This is a genomic window from Ruegeria sp. HKCCA5763 (assembly GCF_013034545.1).
Lineage (GTDB): Bacteria > Pseudomonadota > Alphaproteobacteria > Rhodobacterales > Rhodobacteraceae > Ruegeria.
In genome coordinates this window covers 350,951-370,837 of record NZ_WQGF01000004.1, presented here as the reverse complement: position 1 = coordinate 370,837, position 19,887 = coordinate 350,951, and the positions used below count along the sequence as shown (strand labels likewise).

Here is a 19,887-nt window from a genome sequence, read left to right as displayed (position 1 = left end):
AAATCCTCCGCTACGCAATCAACCTAGTCTGTTCCATGGGTGCTGATGGCGGACAGTTTGCATCATGGTTGCTCTCTTTTGAACCAACGCCTTGGAGCAGTGTGCCCCAACTCAGTTTTCAACAGTTAACCACCGGAGGCCAGTAGTCGTATACGGGCAACTACACAAAATTAGGCCGGTTTTGCAATCGCCCGACATATGGGGTGTGTAATTCGCGCAACGAATTGGGCGATTGTAACCGAAATCGGTTACTGTCTCGTCTGGCCAACCGTGTTTACAAGTTACCTGTCCCAGAAACCATCATCTCAATAGACCGTCATACACTAACGTTCAAAGCGGCCACTCAAGTGGGAGTGGAATGCCTCCTCAGAACTGGTCCACCGTTATGTTTGAGAAACGGAGGACAGAGAATGGCGAAAAAACGGCACAAGCCCGAGGAAATAGTTCAGATGTTGCGGCAAGTTTATGTGCTTGTCGGTCAGGTGGGGGATGCAGCGCGTGGACGCGATCCGTGAGGTTGGCATCACCGAGCAGACCTATTACCGCTGGCGCAAGCAATATGGTGGGATGGGAAGCCTCGCGCGCGAAGCAGAGTATACAGAGCTCTAAAACAAGGAAGAATACCTGCACCAGATCACGAAGCTTGCGCTCAAGGACTTTGAGTTGCATCCAAGATTATCACGGGAGCATCCGTTGCAGTAGCCGAGCGCCGCTTTTGTGTTTTCGGGCGCGATGCCTATTGACGCTGGTACTCATACGAGCAACGCACGGTCGGCCCACATAGAAGCACGTGCATCCTTTATCTGCGTTTGAGAGTCTTGCGGCGAAACGCTTGCTGTGGCGGCAACCGAACCGTACTACTCGAGCGCCTTTGCTTGGCAGACGCTACTGGCGTTCAAACCAGTTGGAGCCAACCGGGTCAGTGCTGGATGTTGGCACCAAAAAATGTCAGCACAGTCGCCTTGCAAGCCTTCCATTCATTTTCGAAAGTGTTAAAAAACTTCGAGTTCCCGGGGGTTCATGCCGTGACAAGCAAGACTTTATTTTTTCATGTTGGGACGGTCAAAACCGGGTCGACGTCGGTACAAAGAGTATTGTGGGAGAACCGCGACAATTTGCTCGCATGTGGTGTGGCGTATCCTGCGGTTTCGGAGCCGAGACTCGACCTTCCTCGTTTCGCAAATGCCGATTTCCTGTTTCAAGAGGACTTCGACCGCGCTGCAGCGAGAGATGCTCTAGAGTCTGCGGGCGCGGAAAACCTCGTGATATCTGAAGAAGCGCTTTGGGGAAAGCCGCATGTCATGCTGGATTCAGTCTTCGAAGGTTTCGAAAAAGTCATCGTGACCTATGTTCGCAACCCAGCCGATCTTGTCGCGTCCTGGGCCGCAGAGAATGCGGAACCCTATAATGCCATGACGAACGGATTGGGCAACGAAGTAGATGGCCCCTTGCAGATAGATTTGGGCCTGGAAGAGTTCACAAAAAGATATAACGCAAATTTTCGTAAATTCCTTGATTCAACGGATGACATGCGGAGAAAAGGTTTCCGAATTGTCTATAGGCCATTCGAGAAAGACCAATTGGTTGGCGGGAATGTGGTGTTGGATCTTTTTGATGTCATTGGGATGGATCCAGAGCAGGTACCACGGCTGAGGAATACCTGGGCCAATAAAAGCAGGTCAAGGAAATTCTGTGACGTGTCCACGTATGTTTGGGAGTATGTGAAAGATACCCCTAACCGGGCGCGATACAGCTTGAGACTCGTAGAAAACGTTTATAACCAAACCGAAACGGGCGACGACCGGGCGGTGATTGCAACAATGGACGACGCATCGATCCGCAAGATCGTGGATGATTGTGCGCACATCGAAGAACGCATATCTCGCGATTACCTCGAAGGCCGTCCGCTCTTGCAAAACCCATTTCCAAAGGTCTACAGCTCTGATCGGGAGCCTTACGCGCCTGTGTCTGAGCGAGAGCTCGAGGCGCTGTGCGATAAGGGTCTTGTAGAAATATTGATGAAAGAGGTTGCTGAGCTGAAAGATCTGAGGCGGAATATGGTCGCGGCCTTTGTTGAAAAGGAGCGAGTAGTTTCCGAAAGGGATCATGCGATTGCTGAAAGAGATCATGCGATTGCTGAAAGAGATCATGCGATTGCTGAAAGAGATCATGCAATTCGATATCCCTGGAAGTACGTTTCTCGCGCTATGTCGGTGAGGATAGGTCGCAAACAGTCCAATTAGAGGCGCCCGGCAAGCATCGCAAATGCGTTCTGGCTATTGCGAGGATTTTTTTGGTTGAGGCGAAAGCAACCTCAGAGAACACTGATTCCTTTTGTTTCGAGCCGTCAGTGCTCCTCATTTCCAAGCGAAGCATCATGCCGACTTAAGCCTTTACGATTGATGAATATCATTCCATTAAGAACATGCTTGTCGTCCGCCCGAGGCTTTCCTTAAGACTTCGGAAATAACGGTTTCAGACGCGGCGTTTGCGCGTCGATAAGCCAGAAGAAATCGCTCATGTTGCCGCTCCGGCGTCTGTGCCATAAAACACGCCGCGCGACGAACATTAATCCATCCTGAACCAAATTGGCAGTGGCGTGCCCCCATCGGGTGGTCCGGCAGAGGCCAGACTCAAGTCAAACCTTGTTCGTTTGTTACATGGCGACTAAAGATAGGCGACAACGCAGTGACAAATATTGAGAAACAAATGACCAAAGCTTTGGCAGGCCAAAAAGGTGGCACTTCAATGAAATTTGCATCCCGCCCGGATAAGATTAGCCAAGATGACGCGCTGCTCTATGCTTCGCAATATATGAATGCACCGATGCTGAACCACTTTAAGTTCATCCTTACAAATGTCTTTTCCCACCTCCCTTTCATTTCACCTCAAAGGCGTGAAAAGTTCATTCGATCTGCTAATAAGAGAAACACCAAAATCCTTTCATCTGCTATTCTAAATTACAAAGACAACCATCCCTTACCTGATGATTGCGACATCGACGCTCTACTCCTGGCGGAAACTCACAAAAAGATGCGGTACGAGTTCGATGAAAACTACTATGTGGAACACAATGAAGGCCTCGATGTGATGGCTGAAGACCCTTTCCTCCATTTTTTGACGATCGGCTGGAGAGAGGGCCGTAACCCCAATGCTTGGTTTGACTGCCAAGCGTATTATAAATGCTACCCCGACGTTGCGTTGGCTGGCGTCAACCCGTTTGAACATTATATAGCGTTTGGGCGTCAGGAAGGACGGGAACTACCAGACAGTACCATGTTCATGCCAAGTTTGCCAATTTTAAAGGCAAAATACAAGGTTCAGGATAGTACATTCAAACAAAGCCTCGAAGACGCGGAGAGGATTCTTGTAATTCTTATCCCGGAGCATAACGAGATGAGTGGTGGGATATTTTCATTCTTCTCTATTGCAAACGCTGCATACAAGCTCCGCCATAGGCATAATTTCGAAATTGTCTTGATGACGCGTCCCAACAAGATGGGCGAAACTTACCTTCGCCAAAGGAACTTTAGGAACTCGGAGGACGTTTTCCGATTTGAGCAGATTGTACGGTGTAAAAACGCAAAGACCGTTTACATAAATATTCCAGAATACGCAGCTTCTGAATTTGTAGATAGTTTGAATGACGAAACGCTCGAGTATCTCGAGGCGCGAGATAATCTTTTTATTAATATATTAAACCAGAAAACGGATATCATGCCAGAGCCAAGCGAGTACGAGGATTTACGCGCACTCAGCGATCAATTGACCCAGTCGGTCGCACACCACGCATATTTTGGGCAGTCATTTGCGGATCATTATGGAACACCAATGCTTTTGCTACCGGCCTACACTGATCTGAGCAATTATGAAGCCGTGCCACGGCACGAGAAGGAAAAGCTTATAATCTACTCTCCGGATGAAGCCCCTTGGAAGCAGAAAGTACTTGACGTTCTTGCCGCTGGCTTGCCCGACTACGAAATGTTGAAGATCGAAGGGATCACCTTCGATGCGTTCATGGACTTGGCTTCCAAGTGCCGTTACTCAGTAACGTTTGGTGAAGGTTTCGATGGCTATCTTGCACAACCCATTTATCAGGGCGGCGTTGCGTTCGCCGTTTATAATGACGAGTTCTTTCCGTCAGAGCGTTTGAGGGACTTTTATAACATCTTTCAGTCGGAGGAAGAGATGGTCCAGAGTATCGTCGATCGCATCCGCAAAATGGACGAGGATCCGGAACTCTACCAACTTGCCAACGACAAGATGATGACAGTTTATGATGGTCTGTATTCGCGCGACGATTACCTGCGGCGGATTGAGATGCTAATAAAGCGGGAGTTCGAGTTGCAACCGCTATACACCGAAAGCTGGAGTCAAAGTATCAAACTGTAAATAGCTCGAAATTCGAGGGTTTCCGGATAAAGATGTTGACAGCATCTTATTGAAAAATTTAACGCTTTTTTAGTATCGGCGCCGGCGGGATGGGAACTGACCTACTCAAAGAGCTCAAACGGCTTCAGAAGAAGAGCGAACGGCTTCGGAAGGGAGACTCCGACCTAGCAATCGATAAGCTTAACCTGAAGGAGGCCGCCCTGTGAAACTTATTGGCCCTGCCCGCTGGCGCGCCTGCATTAACATAGTCCGAAACGAGATGAAGGTATCGGAACGCCGGATCTGTCGTGTATTGGTTCAGATCGCCCGAATGGCGCGGTTGCCCTTGCACATCCCCACTATGATCGAACAAATCTCTTCCGCGTCGACCTCGGAAATTGCACCGAAAAACGGCAGACACAGTACTTGAGATTTCACGGTTTCGACATACGGTCGATCCTGAGCGGAAATAATTGGGAAACCTCTGTACGGCGCAAAGTCTGTGCAGATCGGGTGGAAGTACTTTCGGGCGAAAATATTGCGGGACTTCAACTTCTCATAGATATCGTCTCGCGAGCAACCGAATAGAGATTCCTCTATGACCAATGGGTAATATTGCTCAGAGCACGTCACACCTTCTTGGCGCACTTGGGTTCGTAGTCCCGGCAATGCGGAGAGCTGTTCGTCATAAAAAGCACGAAGCTTGCGGCGTTTGCTTCGTTCCTCGTCGACATGGGGAAGGTTAAGGAGACCCACGGCAGCCTGAACCTCGTTCATCTTTCCGTTGATGCCAATATCCACAACTTCCTCTTCGTTGAGTATTCCAAAGTTCCTGAGGTAGTAAAGGCGTTGCTGATCCTCGGGTTTCGGCGTCGCGACAAGTCCTCCTTCAAGCGTGGTGAACAGCTTGGTCGCATGAAAGGAGAAGACGGACGCGTCCCCGAACATGGCGATCGGACGGCCCTTGATTTCTGTTCCGAATGCGTGAGCGGCATCATAAACCAGTTTGAGCTCATGTGCGTTGGCAATCTCTTGTAGTGCGTCTACATCGCAGGCAGTGCCGTAAACATGGATGCCGAGAATAGCTGAGGTATTACTGGTAATCGCGCACTCTACTGACCGTGGATCAAGGGTCAGCGTTTCAGGAGATACATCGGCGAAAACCGCGCGGAGCCCGTTCCAATGGATCGAATGCGCGGTTGCCGCGAAAGTCAATGGTGACGTTATAACTTCGCTACCCGGGGGAAGGTGGAGTAACTTCAAAGCCGCAAGAAGCCCGATGGTCCCGTTGCCAAACAGCATTGCTGTCGGCACTCCTAGGTAATTGGCCATGTTCTCCTCTAACAGCCCATGAACAGGCCCCCCATTTGTCACTACACCTGACGCCCAGATGTCGTCGATCATTGCCTTCAAGTCGTTCCTGTCGGGAAGCATAGGCCGAGTGACATAAAGTGGGTCGCGCATTGTTCACCTCAATCATTGCCTCGTATTAAAAAACAAAGCTGTGTCTCTATACCGACTCTGCGGCGTTTCAAGTGCTGTCGATGTTTTCCCCGACAAGTTTTTCCTTACTAAAGTAGGCTTTCCGACAGCGCAAACGTTCACTTCTAGCGAGTGGCTTTGTGTGTTCCAAGCAACGAGCCCGAAACCGATGCGCTCTTCATTTCGGCGGCGCCTTGTTCGGAAGTGCTCAGTTGGCGAAAAATTGACCAGCAAGACTGCGTTGAACATCCGCGATAGCCTTTACGAGGCCGTGCCTAACCAGAACCAGAGTGCACACATTCCCCTTCGAATGAGGGAAATAGTTTGATTCCGGAAAGCCTCAAAGTACGTCATAAATGTTCCTGTCAAGGAGCCTTTGGTATAAGGATGAGAGCTCCTCTTCTGAAGAAGTTTCAAAGAAGGCAACTCCGCAACGGCTTGCCTGTTTGGGTTGTACCTCTTCCCCTACTCTTTGTAACGGGTAGTATCCAACGAGTGGAAAAGGTTCAAGCGCCCGGATACCACCAAAAATGCCGTGGTCTCCCCCGGTGACCGTATGCCGAAGCACATGCCTTTTCCGACAGCCGTCCGATACTCGATCGCCGCCGACAAAGTAGCTCGCATAATGGGCGGCGAACCGCGAACCAGTGCTCATCTCTATTAGCAATGAATAAAGGTCTCCAGGGCAACGTCGCGAGCACTCGATAATGTAAGCGCGATCGCCATCGAGGATGAACTGGGTGTGCAAAAGTCCGTCCAACAAACCGATAGCTGAACAGAGCTTGGACAACCCCGACTCCAGGCACTGCCGCGCTTCCACCGGAACATCGTGGCAAACATAGCTAGTGTCTACCGCAAAAGGGTTCACACTCGAACCTTCGATTACGTAATGCGGATCGACGAGGCGGCGGTTTTGCACGAATCCGGTGCAACTGTATAGCTGGCCTTTCACGAACTCCTCGACAAGATATTTCCCAGTGGGGCTGGCGCGGCTGGCGCATTGAACGGCCTCATCGAACGAAGCTTGATCCGCACCGGAAATGACCGAGATACCACGGCCGCTGAAGGAGTCGGCCGGCTTGCAGATCCACTTTCCGTCCGTAGGTCTTTCACCGGGCGTGATCGCACGGGGTGCGGGTAGATCGTATTCTCGACAAAGTTCACGAAACATTGCCTTGTTGCTAAGTAACCGAACGGTTTGAGCGGAATCCACGCGCCCATTGCAAATGGGAAGTTCGGAACAAATGGCAATCGACAAGTCGGTACAGCCGGGAACGACACGTTCGATACCTATCCGCTCTACGTGATGCTGTACCGCTGCCAGATTACTATAGTCCTCTTCAATCCAACGCTTCCCCGCGCGCTTTGCTAAGAGATCCCCGGCGCGATTTCCAATGGTCCAAACCTCGTGGTTTTCAGAAAGGAGATAGTCATAGATCGGACCTGCGGCAAAAGAGGAGTCGAGAAGCAATACTTTCACGAAATTTATCCGTATACCAATTGGCTTTCAAGGTTTTCGATTAGAACATTGTGCTGACTTTCCAGCGACATCTTGATCGCCTCGATGACCAGGACATTCTTGTAACCGTCTCGAGCCGATACCCTTGGCTGGGTCTCACCCCTAATTACTTGCAGGAAATGCGCAAACTGGCTTTCCAGCGGATCGCTACGCGTCACCTCCAGTTTGTTCTCTTGAAATGGAAGCCACCAAGAAGCTCCTGCACTCCCAAGGTAGCTTCGTACATGCATGCTCGGGAAGTCGATCGAGCCCATTGTGCCGGCGAAGTGATAACAGCTCTCGTCTGCATAATTCGGATAAGCTGGGTTTTCCCCGCTCGTCATTTCCCAGCTCTTTGAGCTGGCCGCCGTGTCAGAAAGTAAGAAAGAGCCGATCGCGCCACCCTCAAACGCGAATGTGAGCGCTACCGTGTCTTCCACATCGAATCCTCGAACTGCGTTGCTAGACAAGGCGAACACAGAGACGATCTCACCACAGAAATGGCGCATCATCCCGATCTCGTGGATGAGATTGATCAGGACCGGCCCACCGCCAGGACGAGTGCGCCATTCGCCTTCGAGAAAGTAATCTTCAGGTTTGTAAAACAGTGCGGTTCCGCTTACGCAGACTAGCTGGCCAAAGCTGGGCGAGTTCAAGAATTCTTCTACCGGCGCGAGAAGAGAGCTGTGCGTCCTGTGGTGACCGACAAGCACAGGGACACCCTTCTGCTCGGCGGCCTGTTCTAGCTTGCGAGCAGACGCGAGATCATCTGTGATCGGCTTCTCAACGAGAACCGGAATGTGCCGATCGATGCAGGCCATCGCTTGTTCGAAATGCCACGCGTTAGGCGAGCTAACTATTGCGGCATCAATCCCACCGCCTTCAAAGGCTTGATCCAATTCGGAAAAGAATTCAACTCCGCAGCTATCGGCAAACGTGCGGTTCTGGCCGCGGTCTGGGGCAACGATGGCAGCGAGACGAGCGCCCGGATTTTGTTGAATGATTTCAGCGTGTTTCCTACCTATCAATCCGGGGCCTATGAGCAGAAGATTCGACTTTTTGCTCAACTTATTCTCCATTCGAACGTCCAAATTAATAAACCCACTCCACCGGCAGCAGAGCAATGTCACAAACCGAACCCGTTGTATGGCTTTATGTCTTGTAGGTCAATCGGAACTATGTTGGAGACCTAAATCAGAACGACGCTCGGACGTGACGTCCTAAGTCGGGATCCGACCTATCCAACCGCGGCAACCTAATTCGGGAGTTTGCCTAAGAGGAGGGGGCCCGGGTCTCGTTTGGAAATACTCCTAAAAACTGAACTCAAGATAAAAGTTGGATAGGTTGGGTAATCAAAGGGCTATGCTGAGGGACGTTCGACATTACCGCAGCAGGGCCGCCGCACAGGGAACGGGGTTTTGGTTTAGGGCGGGGGAGTGTTTCTGAAGTCTAGTAGGGATCGTTCACACGTGCTCCGGTTTTACCGCTGCAGTGCGTAACACTTCTGACCTTATTTGGCCGATCAAATCGTGTGTTTGCCGTACATGCACGTGCACTGCTGAACACGTCGCGTCTTGCACTTCATTGTACGGCGTGCAACACTCAAGTCATTGACAAAATGGACGTTCTTGCTCAGTGAAGTGAGTGCAAAGAAGACGTGCAGTGTAGTCAGCGTCAGACAAACAGCCGCCCGTGCACTGTCTTCGGGAGGCAGGGGTCGGAGGTTCGAATCCTCTCACTCCGACCAATAATTCCAACAGCTTAGCGGATTTGAACTTTTGCGGCCGTCGTGCGGGGCACCGCTACGGACACCGCCAGTCGAGAGTTGTGCGTACTCGTTTGTTTTGGGCTCCTTGTTCGATGTATATACCAAAGAGAGGCTGGCCTCCCCTTAACACAAATCACCTAGCGACCGTGTCGAATAGCAAGGGTCTAACATGAAGATTGCGATGATTGGTGCCGGCTATGATCCAGGTGGCCAAGCAGTACGGCCGATATGGCTATCGCAGCGCATCGTCATCTCTCGGTGTCGGCCGGTATTGCAGCGAGCTCCGCGCGAGACCAATCACCCGGCCCGTCGGCCCCTCGGACGTGGCGAGTTTCTGGCGTGTGTGAATGACGGCCTGACGGAGATCCTCTGTGGTCAGGCCCTGTGCTTTAGATAGTTCACGCTCTCCTTGACAATGAGTTTGTCCGGTTCGAGCTCGGCGACGATCTTCTTTAGCCGCGCGTTCTTTTTCTCCAAGCTCTTCATCTCCGACAACTGAGCGCGTCCGATCCCGCCGAAACGCTTCCGCCAGCTGTAATACCTCGCATCGCTGATCCCGACACCGCGGCACGCCGAAGCCACGTCTTCGCCCGCATTGAGCTTCAGCTCGATCTCACACAGCAGCTTCAAGATGTCTTCGTCGAAATGTCGCTTCCTCGCCATGCCAACTTTCCCTCGCGCGGGCAATATAGTGGCACAGTTTTTTGGAGTCAGAACACGAATACTACTGGCGTTGATTCGATCGGCGTTGCCAGTCCAATAGAACTTGACATCACCGGCTCAGCAGATAAAGCCGTTCATGTTTAGAATATATCATGAGAATATCCTTGAGACGTCTTGGTTTTCGAAAGAATGGTCATCCACGACCTTGGTTGCGCAGGCTCCTAATAGACCAAAGTGGGAACCCGCGCTCAACCTTTCGACGGGTGGTTTTGAAGAAGAACGGTAAGGTGCGGCCACAGCATGCTGTCTGGTTTTATTCCGTCGAGAATAAAACTGTCCAGAACTGGTTGGATGACCGGTGGCAGTCGCTGCGCCCGCTTACGATGTTTCCCGAAACGAGTAACCCGCCGCCGCGTCGGATCACCCTCGTGACCGACAGCGTCGGCCCCACTAGCCTGTTCGGCGGCGTGGCCACGGGCCTGATCCTGGCCGCGCAATGGGCCGAACGCACGGAATCCGATCTGCGCATCGTCACCCGGACCGAAACCCCAGTGACTACGGCGCTGTCCGGCGTGCTGGCGGTCAACGACCTTCAGTTTTCCGGTGCGGTCGAGTATCTCCATGCCCCTGATCTCCATACCCCTCATGTCGGAGCGGCCGAGATTGCCGTGAGCGATCGTGACCTGTTCTTGGCCACCTCGTGGTGGAGCGCGCGCTGCCTGCTCAACAGTGTTCCCGCCGACCGTATCGTCTACCTGCTTCAGGAAGACGAACGCATGTTCTACCCCTTGAGCGACGACCACTTGATGTGTAGCCAAACACTGGCTGAACCCTTTGGTTTTGTTGTGCTCAACTCCGGTCTGTTGCACCGGCATCTGACGACTGGAGATGATGCCGTTCCCGGTCTGGAAACGCGGTCGATGGCCTTCGAACCGGCTTTTCACTATCCCCGGGCGCCCCGGCCCGAGCGTGCGAGCGATGAGAAGCGCAAGCTGTTCTTCTATGCGCGGCCGAACAACTCCCGCAACCTGTATGCCACCGGCATGGCCCTGCTCAACCAGGCGGCGCTGCGTGGCGTGATCGACCCGGTACAGTGGGAGGTCCACCTGGTCGGGCGCGACCTGGAACACCTGCTGTTCGATAACGGGCTGTCCGCAGTCTATCACGATCCGATGCCGTGGCAGGACTACATGCGCTTTCAGCAGGACATGGATGCCGGGTTGAGCCTGATGTATACGCCGCACCCCTCGTATCCTCCGCTCGACCTAGCGGCGATGGGCATCCCGGTCCTGAGCAACCGGTTCGGCCTCAAGACCGGGCTCGAGATGTATTCCAACAACATCGTGACGGCGGACCTGGACATGGATTCGCTACTGGATGGCATGGAGCGCCTGATGGCCCTGGCGGACGACCCCGATGCCGTGGCGCGCAACCTCGATGGCGATCACATCAACCGCGATTGGACCGCGGCCCTTGCGCCGGTGATCGACCGCCTGGCAGAGCTCAGCGACGCAGAAGGCTAACATGTACAAGGATCTCCTGCCCGAGCCCGTCTTTTTTCGCACACCGTGGGAAGTCGAAACGCTGCCCGTGCGGCTGGCTGAGGTGCTGTCTGGAACAGCGCAGCGCGTCGCCTACGTGTACGACACGCCCGATACGAGCACCTTTCGCTATCGGGTGTTCAACGTCATTGAGGCGCTGCGCGCATCGCCTGACAGCGGGATCAGAGCAAGTTGGTTTGCGGTATCCGAGATCGCGTCGCTGCGGCAGATTCTGCCACAGCTTACCACCTTGGTTCTGACCCGGACGAAGATCTCGCGGTCGGTGTCGGACCTAATCTCGGCAGCACGGGCGCACGGGGTCCGCGTCCTGATGGACTGCGATGATCTGGTGTTCGACCTGCGCTATGCGCAGCTTGTATCGGTCAACAACGACCAGCCCTTCGATTGGGAGGCGCACCTCAATGACTGGTATGCTTATGTTGGCCGCATCCAAGCGGTAGCGCAGCAATGCGACGGCGGGATCGCCACGAACCCGTTCCTAGCCGAAAAGCTGGCCGCGACGTGCCAGGGGCCGGTGTCGATCATTCCGAACTTCCTGAACAAGCGTCAGCAAGAGGTTTCGGCGCGCCTGCTGGCCGCTAAGGCCACGCGCGGCTTCGACCCCGGCAAGCGTGTCATGATCGGCTATTTCAGCGGCTCTCCGACACACAACCGGGATTTCCAGGCGGCGCTGGATGCGCTGATCCAGTTGATGGACGAAGACGACAGTGTTGCGGTGCGGATCGTTGGCTTCATGAGCGGGCACGAGCGGCTGGCCCGGTTCGGAGACCGCGTCGACAAGATCGACCTGCAGGACTGGCTGAATCTCCAAGTCAAGATTGCCGAGGTCGACATCAACATCGCCCCCCTCCAGCTCAATGATTTCACCAATTGCAAAAGTGAGCTGAAGTTCTTCGAGGCGGCCATTGTCGGCAGCTACACCATTGCGTCACGCAGCTATACGTTCAAACGGGCCATCCACGGGCTGGAGCAAGGCATGGTGATCGACAATGGCGATTGGTACCAGGCGCTCAGGTCAGGTATCGCCCGGGTGCGTGAGACCAAAGCCTTTGCCCAAAACGCTATGCATACCGCCGAAGCGGTGACAGCCCGGTATGGCTGGGACCGCAATACCGAATGCATCCTTGCCGCCTTGGAAGCCCCGGCATCGTAAGACATGTCTCTCAAGACGGTGTCCGAAGCACGCAAGCACGGAATGATCCGTCAGCAGATTTTCGCGCCCCATGGCGGGGCGTGGTGTTGTCCGTCAGCCCAGCAAACAGTCGAGCGAGCGCCTTGAATCGCGTTTTGCCACGCTGCGGGCAAAGCGGTCGCAGGTCCGGGATCCCAGGGGCAGCGGTGACAGCATCAGGGCCGAAAGCACCTTGTGTGCAACATACTCTTTCGCGGTGCGCGGGACATGAACCCGGGCCTGCGCCAGCTTCTTGCGCAGCTTGAAGATCTCAACCTTGCGCAGCTTTTGCTCTGCCTCCAACGCCGCGTTTCTCTGGGACATAGCCGCGTGATCATGCTGCAGTCGTGCCAGGGTGGCGTCCAAGTCGGCAATAGTGTGGTCGCGCTCGACCAGAACGGTATCGAGCGTTTCCCGGCGCCGGGCCATGGGGCTGACCGGGTTATCCATTTGTGGAAACTCGGGGCAAGACGTGCCGTGCTGGCCAGCGGACTCCGTGCTGACGATGGCCTCCTGGCCGTGGCTAGTTTCAACTGGTCGAGAGCAGAGCACGCGCTACTTCCGCTGGGTCGAACACAGGAATACTAGATGCGGGACAGGTGATTTCAGAAAGTTGAAAGGAATTGCCAATCTGGGCGATCTCTGTCGCGCGTTCGAGTTCGTCTGCAATGCGATCAGGCGAGACATATGGCATACTTATAATGTTTGGGCTGCGCTCCGACATGTTCTTATGATCGTAATCGTTTGTGATAGCAAGCGCTCCGGCCATAGCAAGCTCGAGAGGCGGATAACTCGGATGTGGACTAAGCATTAACGATATTCCGACGCTTGCCTCGCTCAGCAGAGCCGCGTAATCAGCAAGGGTCAGTTTGCCTGCACAAGAAGCATTTTCCAATTCGTCGATCATTACCTCAGAAAAAGCCTCGCCTGCGAAGACGATCCGCCAAGTACAATTCTTGCCCGGATCGCGCGTCTGCCAAATTCTAAGCCCTTCCACGAGCGTTCCGAAGCAGTTTCGCGGCGTTCCAGGCCTCCCATATGCGAAAATCGTTTTTCCTTTGGGGGTCGGCTTTAGGCTAGACGCGATTTCTGGGTTAATCTCGCACGGTAGGCGAGAAACCGATGAAAAACGATACTTCTCAGTCATGAAATTCGCCAGTTCTTCAGAGTTGATGATCGCTATAGTTTCTTTTGCCCGACCATAGGTCGCTTCTGCGCTGGCGAACGCCTCTCCCCATTGGTAAAATCCCGGCTCATAGTCTTGTATCAGATAAATTAGTCGGTTCTGGGTCCCGTATATTTCATGCTGATCGGCCATCAAGCGAAAAGCGAGATCGGCGGTCCACCAAGCAGTCACGAAGAAATAGTCGTTTTTTCGCAGTCTCATCGCATCATAGCGATCATCGCTTGAAGAGATCACGCTCGCTCCGGAGTTGATATCGCCTGCCCGTGCTTTTAGAACTGGACGACCGACCAATTCGCTGGCTGTCGCGAGCGATGCTCTGTCGACGTCGGTCGAGGTGACTACGAAGCGTATATCTGCGTCGCCCATTTCCCAGAAGACCTGCATTGCGACCTTCAGTGCCGTCGAAATTTCGCCACAAGTTTGATCGGGCTTCAGTGATGGGATTATCACGTTGAGTCTCGGTCGATCAGTAGGATCGGATGCGGTCGCAACAGGGTACACTTGCTGCGCTACATCATAGTACTTGGTCGCCCGCCGCCTGCTCTGTAGGATACGTTTGGACATTCGCCTGAGAGTTACAGCGAGCTCTGACGGACGCACCGACATGGCGACACCGGAAGCTTGATCTGTTTTACTTTCTGCCACGACCGATACACTGGAGTAACCAAGGCTTTCGGCCAAAAAGGTGAGCGATCGCTCGATTGCGTGGGCCAATGTACCGTCTTCCTGACCTGCCTCTTCCGGAAAGTCTTTTGTGGATAGGTCGAAATTCAAAAGCGGACGCAGTACCTCCGGCCTAGCCCAAAACATCATACCTGCCGGAAAGTCAAGGATTTGATCCGCTGTTATGAGAATGCCGAGTTTTGCCATCAGCTCTTGTGCAGATTGAAAATTGTATCCCCAATTCAGCCGACCTTTAATGGTATTTGTGTGCGCGGGATGAACGATGCCAACGCCCTCTTGCTGCAGGATATCAAGGTTCGACGATATAATCTCGGCAGAACCCACTAGGCTTTCAAACAAGTAATCTCCCCAGTCGCAAAGCTCACTATCATGGAGCGATTTTTTTGTATGTAAGTGCAGGACGGCGTCAGCGTTGGCGTGATGCCGCGCAAGGGCGGCCAGAAAAGGCATCACATCGCGACCGCGATTCTCATGAACCTCGACGATGACTTTTATGCCTTCACGGTCCGCAAAATCGTTTAGCTTCTTTGCTTTTTGCAGAGTATCGGTCGTAAGCACAATGCGAGCATCCACACCCAAAGGCTTTAATCGCCTAAGCAATTTCTCTGCGACTTCGACATAGTAGCAGTGAGCGATTGCAAGGATGCGTGTCTGAGAAAGTGTTGAAAAGGGGGTTGTTCCACACTCGCGTGCCAATGGCACAACAAGATGCCCACAAGAGCTAGGTGAGTGATTCCACGACACCTGAATGCCATCAGAGTCGATTAGGCCGTGATGATCTGACGTATGAGCAGGCGGGACGTTTCGCATCGGTAAGTCTTCGTAGGTAGCCTCCCCGCGACACTTGATGTGTTTTCCTAAGAGATGTACCACTTGCGGGGTAAGTACGCACTTTAGGCGAGGATCGTCGAGGTCGACGCCGCCTTCAGTTGTCAAGGTCGCCTTTACAAACGGAAAACCACGTTCGACTAGTTCCACAAACCTGTGAATCGTGACATTGGCCGGGTCATTTAGTAGGTCTTTGTGGTCGAACAATGCACCGACCGTCAGTCCAAGCGATTTCAAACGGTCGGACAGGTGTATTTCGGTTTGGTTGATCAAATCCCATTTCGAATCGTATTCAGTCATGTCTGCAAGTAGGTCGAACGCGGGACCTTCCATCGCTCTATTTCTGAACGTGAAATAGTAGCTTTGGTAGTGCGGACGCAACTCGTTGTTGCGCGTCAGAAACAGTACATCGTCAGACCTCCGGTCGTGTCTCACTAACATACTGCGCAATGCCTCTTGCGACGTGGGGATGATAGAGTCGTTGGTGAAGCTAACCTCTTTGCAATGGTTCAAACCACCGATGAATCGAACAGCGCAGGACCATGCAGCAAAATCAAAACCACGATTGGGCCGAGACAGGATGCACACAAAACGCTCCAAATCTTCCTCGGTGCATTTGAAAACCCCGACACAGTTTGCGACGAGGACGACAGAGAAACCAGCCGCCCGATAGCTATCGACCTGATAACGATGGAGATCTGAAAGGCGACCCCCGGCGGCATACGCAACAAAAATCAACAAACGTGCCTTCTCTGGGAACGGCGAAGCATGGAGGACTTGATAGTCCGCATCGCTTGTCAAAGACGATCCTTGGCTCGGACTGTGGTCGAAGGCTCCCTCGATAAATGGGGCAAAGCGTGCACGAGGCTTTCCGGACTTGTGAAAGACCACGCGCCTCGCAAAGGGGCGTGCAGTCCTGCCGACAAATAGCAATGTTCGAACCCAACCGCGTGGCTTGCCATTAGGATTGAATACAAGTCGAGACATGATGTTGAGAGCCTATGAGATATGGCCGCATGAAAGGGTAAATCTTAGACGAACGGTTATGTAAAGGGTCGTCTATGGTCTTTTGTGTGTTATTGTTTTGAGCTACATCATGATGTATGGTGAGGGCTCCGATCAAAGAACACAAAGATGACATGATAATCCGGTGATGGGTTGCCGCACTCGCACCCGATAGCTTCTTTGCGCTGCCCCAGGTAATCGTTTCAAAGTGATCAAAAAGCGGTATAATAATCTACATGCCAAGCTAAACCTCTAGGGTCAGGACCCATAAACCTGCTGGAATGCCTCAGCGCCACGTGATTCACGCGTCCTAAAGACGAGGGCGGCATGAGCGATTACTTCTGGCTGAGCGAAGCGAAAATGGAGCGACTTCGGCCACACTTTCCTAAATCACGTGGCAAACCGAAGGTGGATGACAGGCGCGATCTGAGCGGTATCATCTATGTCTTGCGCAACGGATTGCAGTGGCGGGATGCACCGCCAATCTATGGCCCCCACAAAACCCTCTAAAACCGCTTTGTCAGGTGGTCTCGCATAGGTGTTTTCGCTCATAACTTCAGTGATTTGGCTCAGCCAGACAGTGACGGCGACACAATCATGATCGATAGCACTCATCTCAAGGCGCACCGCACCTCGGTAAGTCTCTCAAAAGGGGGATCAAACCCCGAGCCATCGGGCGCACCTAGGGCGGCCTGAATTCAAAACTACACATGGTGTCAGATGGGCGAGGCCGCCCGTTAACCTCCTTTCTGTCGCCCGGCCAAATGAGTGATGCAAAAGGGGCTGTCGTCCTTTTGGCCCATCTGCCAAAGGCAAAGCGGCTTCTGGGGGACAAGGGTTACGACGGAGACTGGTTTCGGGCCGCGTTGAAGGATTTGGGGATGCGCGTTTGCATCCCGTCAAGAGCCAAGCGCACCAAGCCTTCGACATACAACAAGCGGCTCTATCGCAAGCGCCACAGGATCGAGAACCCCTTTGCCAGGTTAAAGGATTGGCGGCGCATCGCGACACGCTACGACAGATGCGGAGACCTGTTCCTGTCAGCCATTTGCATCACCGTCGCCGTCATATTCTGGTTACCGAAATGATTCCTGACCCTAATAAATTGCCTACTTTCGAACATGGGATGTGGCGAATCCAGACCACATGTGACATAGCTTCTGAGACATAAAGGCCGACTAAAGAGAAGAAATTAAAAAGATGGAAATAATCGCGCTTTCCATTCCGGACGTGAAGTTAATTACCCCGAGACGTTTTGGCGATCATCGAGGGTTCTTCGAAGAAACCTATAATGCAGAAAGCTTTGCCGCTGCGGGAGTAAACACGCAGTTTGTTCAGGACAATCACTCGCTCTCAAGCGCGGTGAACACTGTGCGCGGACTGCATTTTCAGGCCCCTCCCCGTGCACAGGCGAAACTTGTGCGGTGCGGGCGTGGCAGGCTTTTTGATGTGGCCGTGGATATTCGCAATGGGTCACCAACATTTGGCCACTGGGTCGGAGAAGAGTTGAGTTTTGAAAACGGGCGGATGTTGTTGGTCCCCGCAGGTTTTGCACATGGCTTCGTGACCTTGGAGCCGGATACCGAGATCGTCTACAAATGTTCCGACACCTATGCACCGGAGAAAGAAGGTGCGGTCCTTTGGGATGACCCTGAAATCGGAATTGACTGGCCAAGCAGTAACTCAGCCCCCCAGCTGTCCGAGAAAGACAAGATTGCGCCTTGTCTTCGTGATTTGGAATCCCCTTTTGTTTTTGAGGCTGCTCGATGAAAATTCTTGTCACTGGTGGGGCTGGGTTTATTGGCTCTGCCGTTATTCGACGCGCTATTGTAGACGGACATTCCGTCGTGAATGTTGATGCGCTGACCTATGCTGCCTGCCTGGATAATGTTGCTTCGGTTGCCCAATCACCGGCTTATGCTTTTGAACATGCAGATATCCGCGATGCCGCGGCAATGTCCGCTATCCTGGACAAGCACCAGCCCGATACAATCATGCATCTGGCTGCAGAAAGCCATGTGGACCGTTCAATCGATGGGCCAGCTGCCTTTATCGACACAAATATTACAGGTACTTACGTCTTGCTGGAAGCCGCGCGCGCCTATTGGCAAAACGCAGGCCGGCCGGAAGGTTTCAGGTTCCACCATATTTCAACGGATGAGGTCTTTGGGTCACTGGGGGCGAGAGGTTTTTTCACCGAAGACAGCCCATATCAACCAAATTCGCCCTATTCCGCGTCAAAAGCGGGGTCGGATCACCTTGTACGCGCCTGGCGGGAAACCTATGGCCTGCCTGTTGTTTTGACGAATTGCTCTAACAATTACGGGCCCTACCAATTTCCGGAAAAGCTGATCCCCGTGGTGATCCTGAATGCCCTGTCCGGGCAACCAATCCCGATTTACGGTAAAGGCGACAACATTCGCGACTGGCTGCATGTCGAAGATCACGCCGAAGCACTGCTGTTGGTGCTGGACAAAGGCGAACTTGGTCGCAGCTACAATATCGGCGGTGAAAACGAGATGACCAATCTCGACCTCGTTAGGATGCTGTGCAAAATCCTGGATCGGCTGAAACCGGGCTCTGCGCCCTACAGTGATCTAATCACGTTTGTCACGGATCGCCCGGGTCACGATCGCCGTTATGCCATCGACCCGACCCGTATCCGCGAGGAACTGAACTGGCGCCCGTCATACACTCCTGAAACCGGGCTTGAACAAACTGTTCAGTGGTATTTGGATAACACAGACTGGTTGCAGGCCTTACAGGCACGCAGTGGTGTAGGCGAGCGATTGGGGACCGGTCGATGAAAGCACTGGTTTTTGGCCATAGTGGTCAGGTGGCGACCGAACTGCGCCGCCGTGCACAACACCATGATGTCAAGGTTGAGGCTTTAGGTCGTGCAGGGGCGGATTTGTCCAATCCTTCGCAATGTGCGGACGCTATCCGAGGTACTGATGCCGACGTCATTATCAATGCGGCGGCATACACAGCAGTGGATAAGGCCGAAGAAGACCTCGATCTTGCGCAACTTATTAACGCAGACTCGCCCGGAGCAATGGCGCGCGCAGCCAAGGCACGGAGCCTGCCCTTTCTGCATATCTCAACGGATTACGTATTCGGCGGATCTGGCACAACCCCTTGGACAACCGATCACCCTACAGCACCTTTAGGCGCTTACGGCAAAACCAAGTTGGACGGAGAACGCCAGATCGCTCAAGCGGGAGGATGGCACGCCATTCTGCGAACAAGTTGGGTGTTTTCGGCCCATGGGAATAATTTTGTCAAAACCATCCTCAGACTTGCCGAAACCCGCGACAGATTGACAATTGTTGCTGACCAGATCGGCGGACCAACACCCGCGGCTGACATTGCCGATGCTCTTCTTGTTATGGCGAAAAGCAAAGCAGGCACTGAAGGCGGGCTATTTCATTTTGCCGGCGCTCCTTATGCCAGCTGGGCGGACTTCGCACGCGAAATCATTGTGCAGTCAGGCCTGACAACTCAGATCGAAGACATCCCCTCGACGGACTACCCTACCCCAGCCCCAAGACCACTGAATTCTCGTTTGAACTGTGATCGCCTGAACGTTGTGTTTGGAATTGGTAGACCGGAGTGGAAAACTGGTCTGAGCGACGTTTTGCGCGAGTTGAATTCAGCAACTGGCTGACC

At 53.1% G+C, this 19,887-nt stretch carries 13 protein-coding genes, 1 tRNA gene and 4 pseudogenes; 11 read left to right on the top strand and 7 right to left on the bottom strand.

Features of this window, described 5'->3' with window-relative positions:
- Positions 1–410: 410 nt before the first annotated feature.
- Both GOV89_RS10090 and GOV89_RS10085 read left to right on the top strand, forming a co-directional pair.
- Positions 411–576: pseudogene (locus tag GOV89_RS10090) on the top strand (transposase); the annotation flags it as partial.
- A gap of 353 nt (positions 577–929) precedes the next feature.
- Positions 930–2,243, top strand: a complete 1,314-nt coding sequence (locus tag GOV89_RS10085) for a hypothetical protein (protein WP_171238086.1) — start codon at positions 930–932, stop codon at positions 2,241–2,243.
- Between the two features lie 128 nt (positions 2,244–2,371).
- Here GOV89_RS10085 and GOV89_RS10080 read toward each other — a convergent pair.
- A pseudogene (locus GOV89_RS10080) lies at positions 2,372–2,521 on the bottom strand (IS5/IS1182 family transposase); the annotation flags it as partial.
- A gap of 188 nt (positions 2,522–2,709) precedes the next feature.
- Here GOV89_RS10080 and GOV89_RS10075 point away from each other — a divergent pair.
- Together GOV89_RS10075 and GOV89_RS22825 are read left to right on the top strand one after the other, a co-directional pair.
- Positions 2,710–4,392, top strand: a complete 1,683-nt coding sequence (locus GOV89_RS10075) for a hypothetical protein (protein WP_171238085.1) — start codon at positions 2,710–2,712, stop codon at positions 4,390–4,392.
- 83 nt (positions 4,393–4,475) lie between these two features.
- Positions 4,476–4,693 (top strand): annotated as a pseudogene (locus GOV89_RS22825) (IS3 family transposase); the annotation flags it as partial.
- On the opposite strand, the gene GOV89_RS10070 reads toward GOV89_RS22825, so the two are convergent.
- The 3 genes from GOV89_RS10070 to GOV89_RS10060 all read right to left on the bottom strand — a co-directional run bounded on the left by GOV89_RS10070 (position 4,690) and on the right by GOV89_RS10060 (position 8,430).
- Positions 4,690–5,805, bottom strand: a complete 1,116-nt coding sequence (locus GOV89_RS10070; RefSeq protein WP_256368546.1) for a DegT/DnrJ/EryC1/StrS aminotransferase family protein — start codon at positions 5,803–5,805, stop codon at positions 4,690–4,692. The pseudogene GOV89_RS22825 and the gene GOV89_RS10070 overlap by 4 nt on opposite strands.
- 388 nt (positions 5,806–6,193) lie before the next feature.
- Positions 6,194–7,333: an acetyl-CoA carboxylase biotin carboxylase subunit family protein gene (locus GOV89_RS10065; RefSeq protein ID WP_171238083.1), complete on the bottom strand. Its 1,140-nt coding sequence runs from the start codon at positions 7,331–7,333 to the stop codon at positions 6,194–6,196.
- A 5-nt stretch (positions 7,334–7,338) separates the two neighbouring features.
- Entirely contained in the window at positions 7,339–8,430 is a 1,092-nt protein-coding gene (locus tag GOV89_RS10060) for a Gfo/Idh/MocA family protein (RefSeq protein ID WP_171238082.1), read from the bottom strand.
- Positions 8,431–9,007: 577 nt separating this feature from the next.
- Between GOV89_RS10060 and GOV89_RS10055 the strand changes: the two genes are divergently transcribed.
- Positions 9,008–9,098 (top strand) — tRNA-Pro (locus GOV89_RS10055).
- 396 nt (positions 9,099–9,494) lie between these two features.
- On the opposite strand, the gene GOV89_RS10050 is transcribed toward GOV89_RS10055, so the two are convergent.
- On the bottom strand, positions 9,495–9,782 hold the full coding sequence (locus GOV89_RS10050) for a transposase (RefSeq protein WP_171238081.1): 288 nt from the start codon (positions 9,780–9,782) through the stop codon (positions 9,495–9,497).
- 269 nt (positions 9,783–10,051) lie between these two features.
- Between GOV89_RS10050 and GOV89_RS10045 the strand changes: the two genes are divergently transcribed.
- A complete protein-coding gene (locus tag GOV89_RS10045) occupies positions 10,052–11,305 on the top strand; it encodes a hypothetical protein (protein ID WP_171238080.1) in 1,254 nt (417 codons plus the stop codon).
- A 1-nt stretch (position 11,306) separates the two neighbouring features.
- Positions 11,307–12,497: a glycosyltransferase family 1 protein gene (locus GOV89_RS10040; RefSeq protein ID WP_171238079.1), complete on the top strand. Its 1,191-nt coding sequence runs from the start codon at positions 11,307–11,309 to the stop codon at positions 12,495–12,497.
- Between the two features lie 93 nt (positions 12,498–12,590).
- On the opposite strand, the gene GOV89_RS10035 is transcribed toward GOV89_RS10040, so the two are convergent.
- Both GOV89_RS10035 and GOV89_RS10030 read right to left on the bottom strand, forming a co-directional pair.
- Entirely contained in the window at positions 12,591–12,965 is a 375-nt protein-coding gene (locus tag GOV89_RS10035) for a hypothetical protein (protein WP_171238078.1), read from the bottom strand.
- A gap of 79 nt (positions 12,966–13,044) precedes the next feature.
- Positions 13,045–16,014, bottom strand: a complete 2,970-nt coding sequence (locus GOV89_RS10030) for a rhamnan synthesis F family protein (RefSeq protein WP_171238077.1) — start codon at positions 16,012–16,014, stop codon at positions 13,045–13,047.
- 531 nt (positions 16,015–16,545) lie between these two features.
- Here GOV89_RS10030 and GOV89_RS10025 point away from each other — a divergent pair.
- The 4 genes and pseudogenes from GOV89_RS10025 to rfbD all read left to right on the top strand — a co-directional run bounded on the left by GOV89_RS10025 (position 16,546) and on the right by rfbD (position 19,885).
- Positions 16,546–17,306 (top strand): annotated as a pseudogene (locus GOV89_RS10025) (IS5 family transposase).
- 112 nt (positions 17,307–17,418) lie between these two features.
- Positions 17,419–17,988, top strand: a complete 570-nt coding sequence (rfbC, locus tag GOV89_RS10020) for a dTDP-4-dehydrorhamnose 3,5-epimerase (protein WP_171238076.1) — start codon at positions 17,419–17,421, stop codon at positions 17,986–17,988.
- Complete coding sequence (gene rfbB / locus GOV89_RS10015; protein ID WP_171238075.1) at positions 17,985–19,025, top strand: dTDP-glucose 4,6-dehydratase; 1,041 nt, start codon at positions 17,985–17,987, stop codon at positions 19,023–19,025. The genes rfbC and rfbB overlap by 4 nt, the downstream gene beginning before the upstream one ends.
- Positions 19,022–19,885, top strand: coding sequence for a dTDP-4-dehydrorhamnose reductase (gene rfbD, locus GOV89_RS10010; RefSeq protein WP_245223156.1), 864 nt, complete (start codon positions 19,022–19,024; stop codon positions 19,883–19,885). The genes rfbB and rfbD overlap by 4 nt, the downstream gene beginning before the upstream one ends.
- Positions 19,886–19,887 lie beyond the last annotated feature (2 nt).

Bases quoted from the DNA above. Each gene is read 5' to 3' on its own strand.
- GOV89_RS10085 (WP_171238086.1), top strand. From the start codon at position 930: ATGTTGGCACCAAAAAATGTCAGCACAGTCGCCTTGCAAGCCTTCCAT.
- GOV89_RS10075 (WP_171238085.1), top strand. From the start codon at position 2,710: ATGACCAAAGCTTTGGCAGGCCAAAAAGGTGGCACTTCAATGAAATTT.
- GOV89_RS10070 (WP_256368546.1), bottom strand. From the start codon at position 5,805: ATGCTTCCCGACAGGAACGACTTGAAGGCAATGATCGACGACATCTGG.
- GOV89_RS10060 (WP_171238082.1), bottom strand. From the start codon at position 8,430: ATGGAGAATAAGTTGAGCAAAAAGTCGAATCTTCTGCTCATAGGCCCC.
- GOV89_RS10050 (WP_171238081.1), bottom strand. From the start codon at position 9,782: ATGGCGAGGAAGCGACATTTCGACGAAGACATCTTGAAGCTGCTGTGT.
- GOV89_RS10040 (WP_171238079.1), top strand. From the start codon at position 11,307: ATGTACAAGGATCTCCTGCCCGAGCCCGTCTTTTTTCGCACACCGTGG.
- GOV89_RS10035 (WP_171238078.1), bottom strand. From the start codon at position 12,965: ATGGATAACCCGGTCAGCCCCATGGCCCGGCGCCGGGAAACGCTCGAT.
- rfbC (WP_171238076.1), top strand. From the start codon at position 17,419: ATGGAAATAATCGCGCTTTCCATTCCGGACGTGAAGTTAATTACCCCG.
- rfbB (WP_171238075.1), top strand. From the start codon at position 17,985: ATGAAAATTCTTGTCACTGGTGGGGCTGGGTTTATTGGCTCTGCCGTT.
- rfbD (WP_245223156.1), top strand. From the start codon at position 19,022: ATGAAAGCACTGGTTTTTGGCCATAGTGGTCAGGTGGCGACCGAACTG.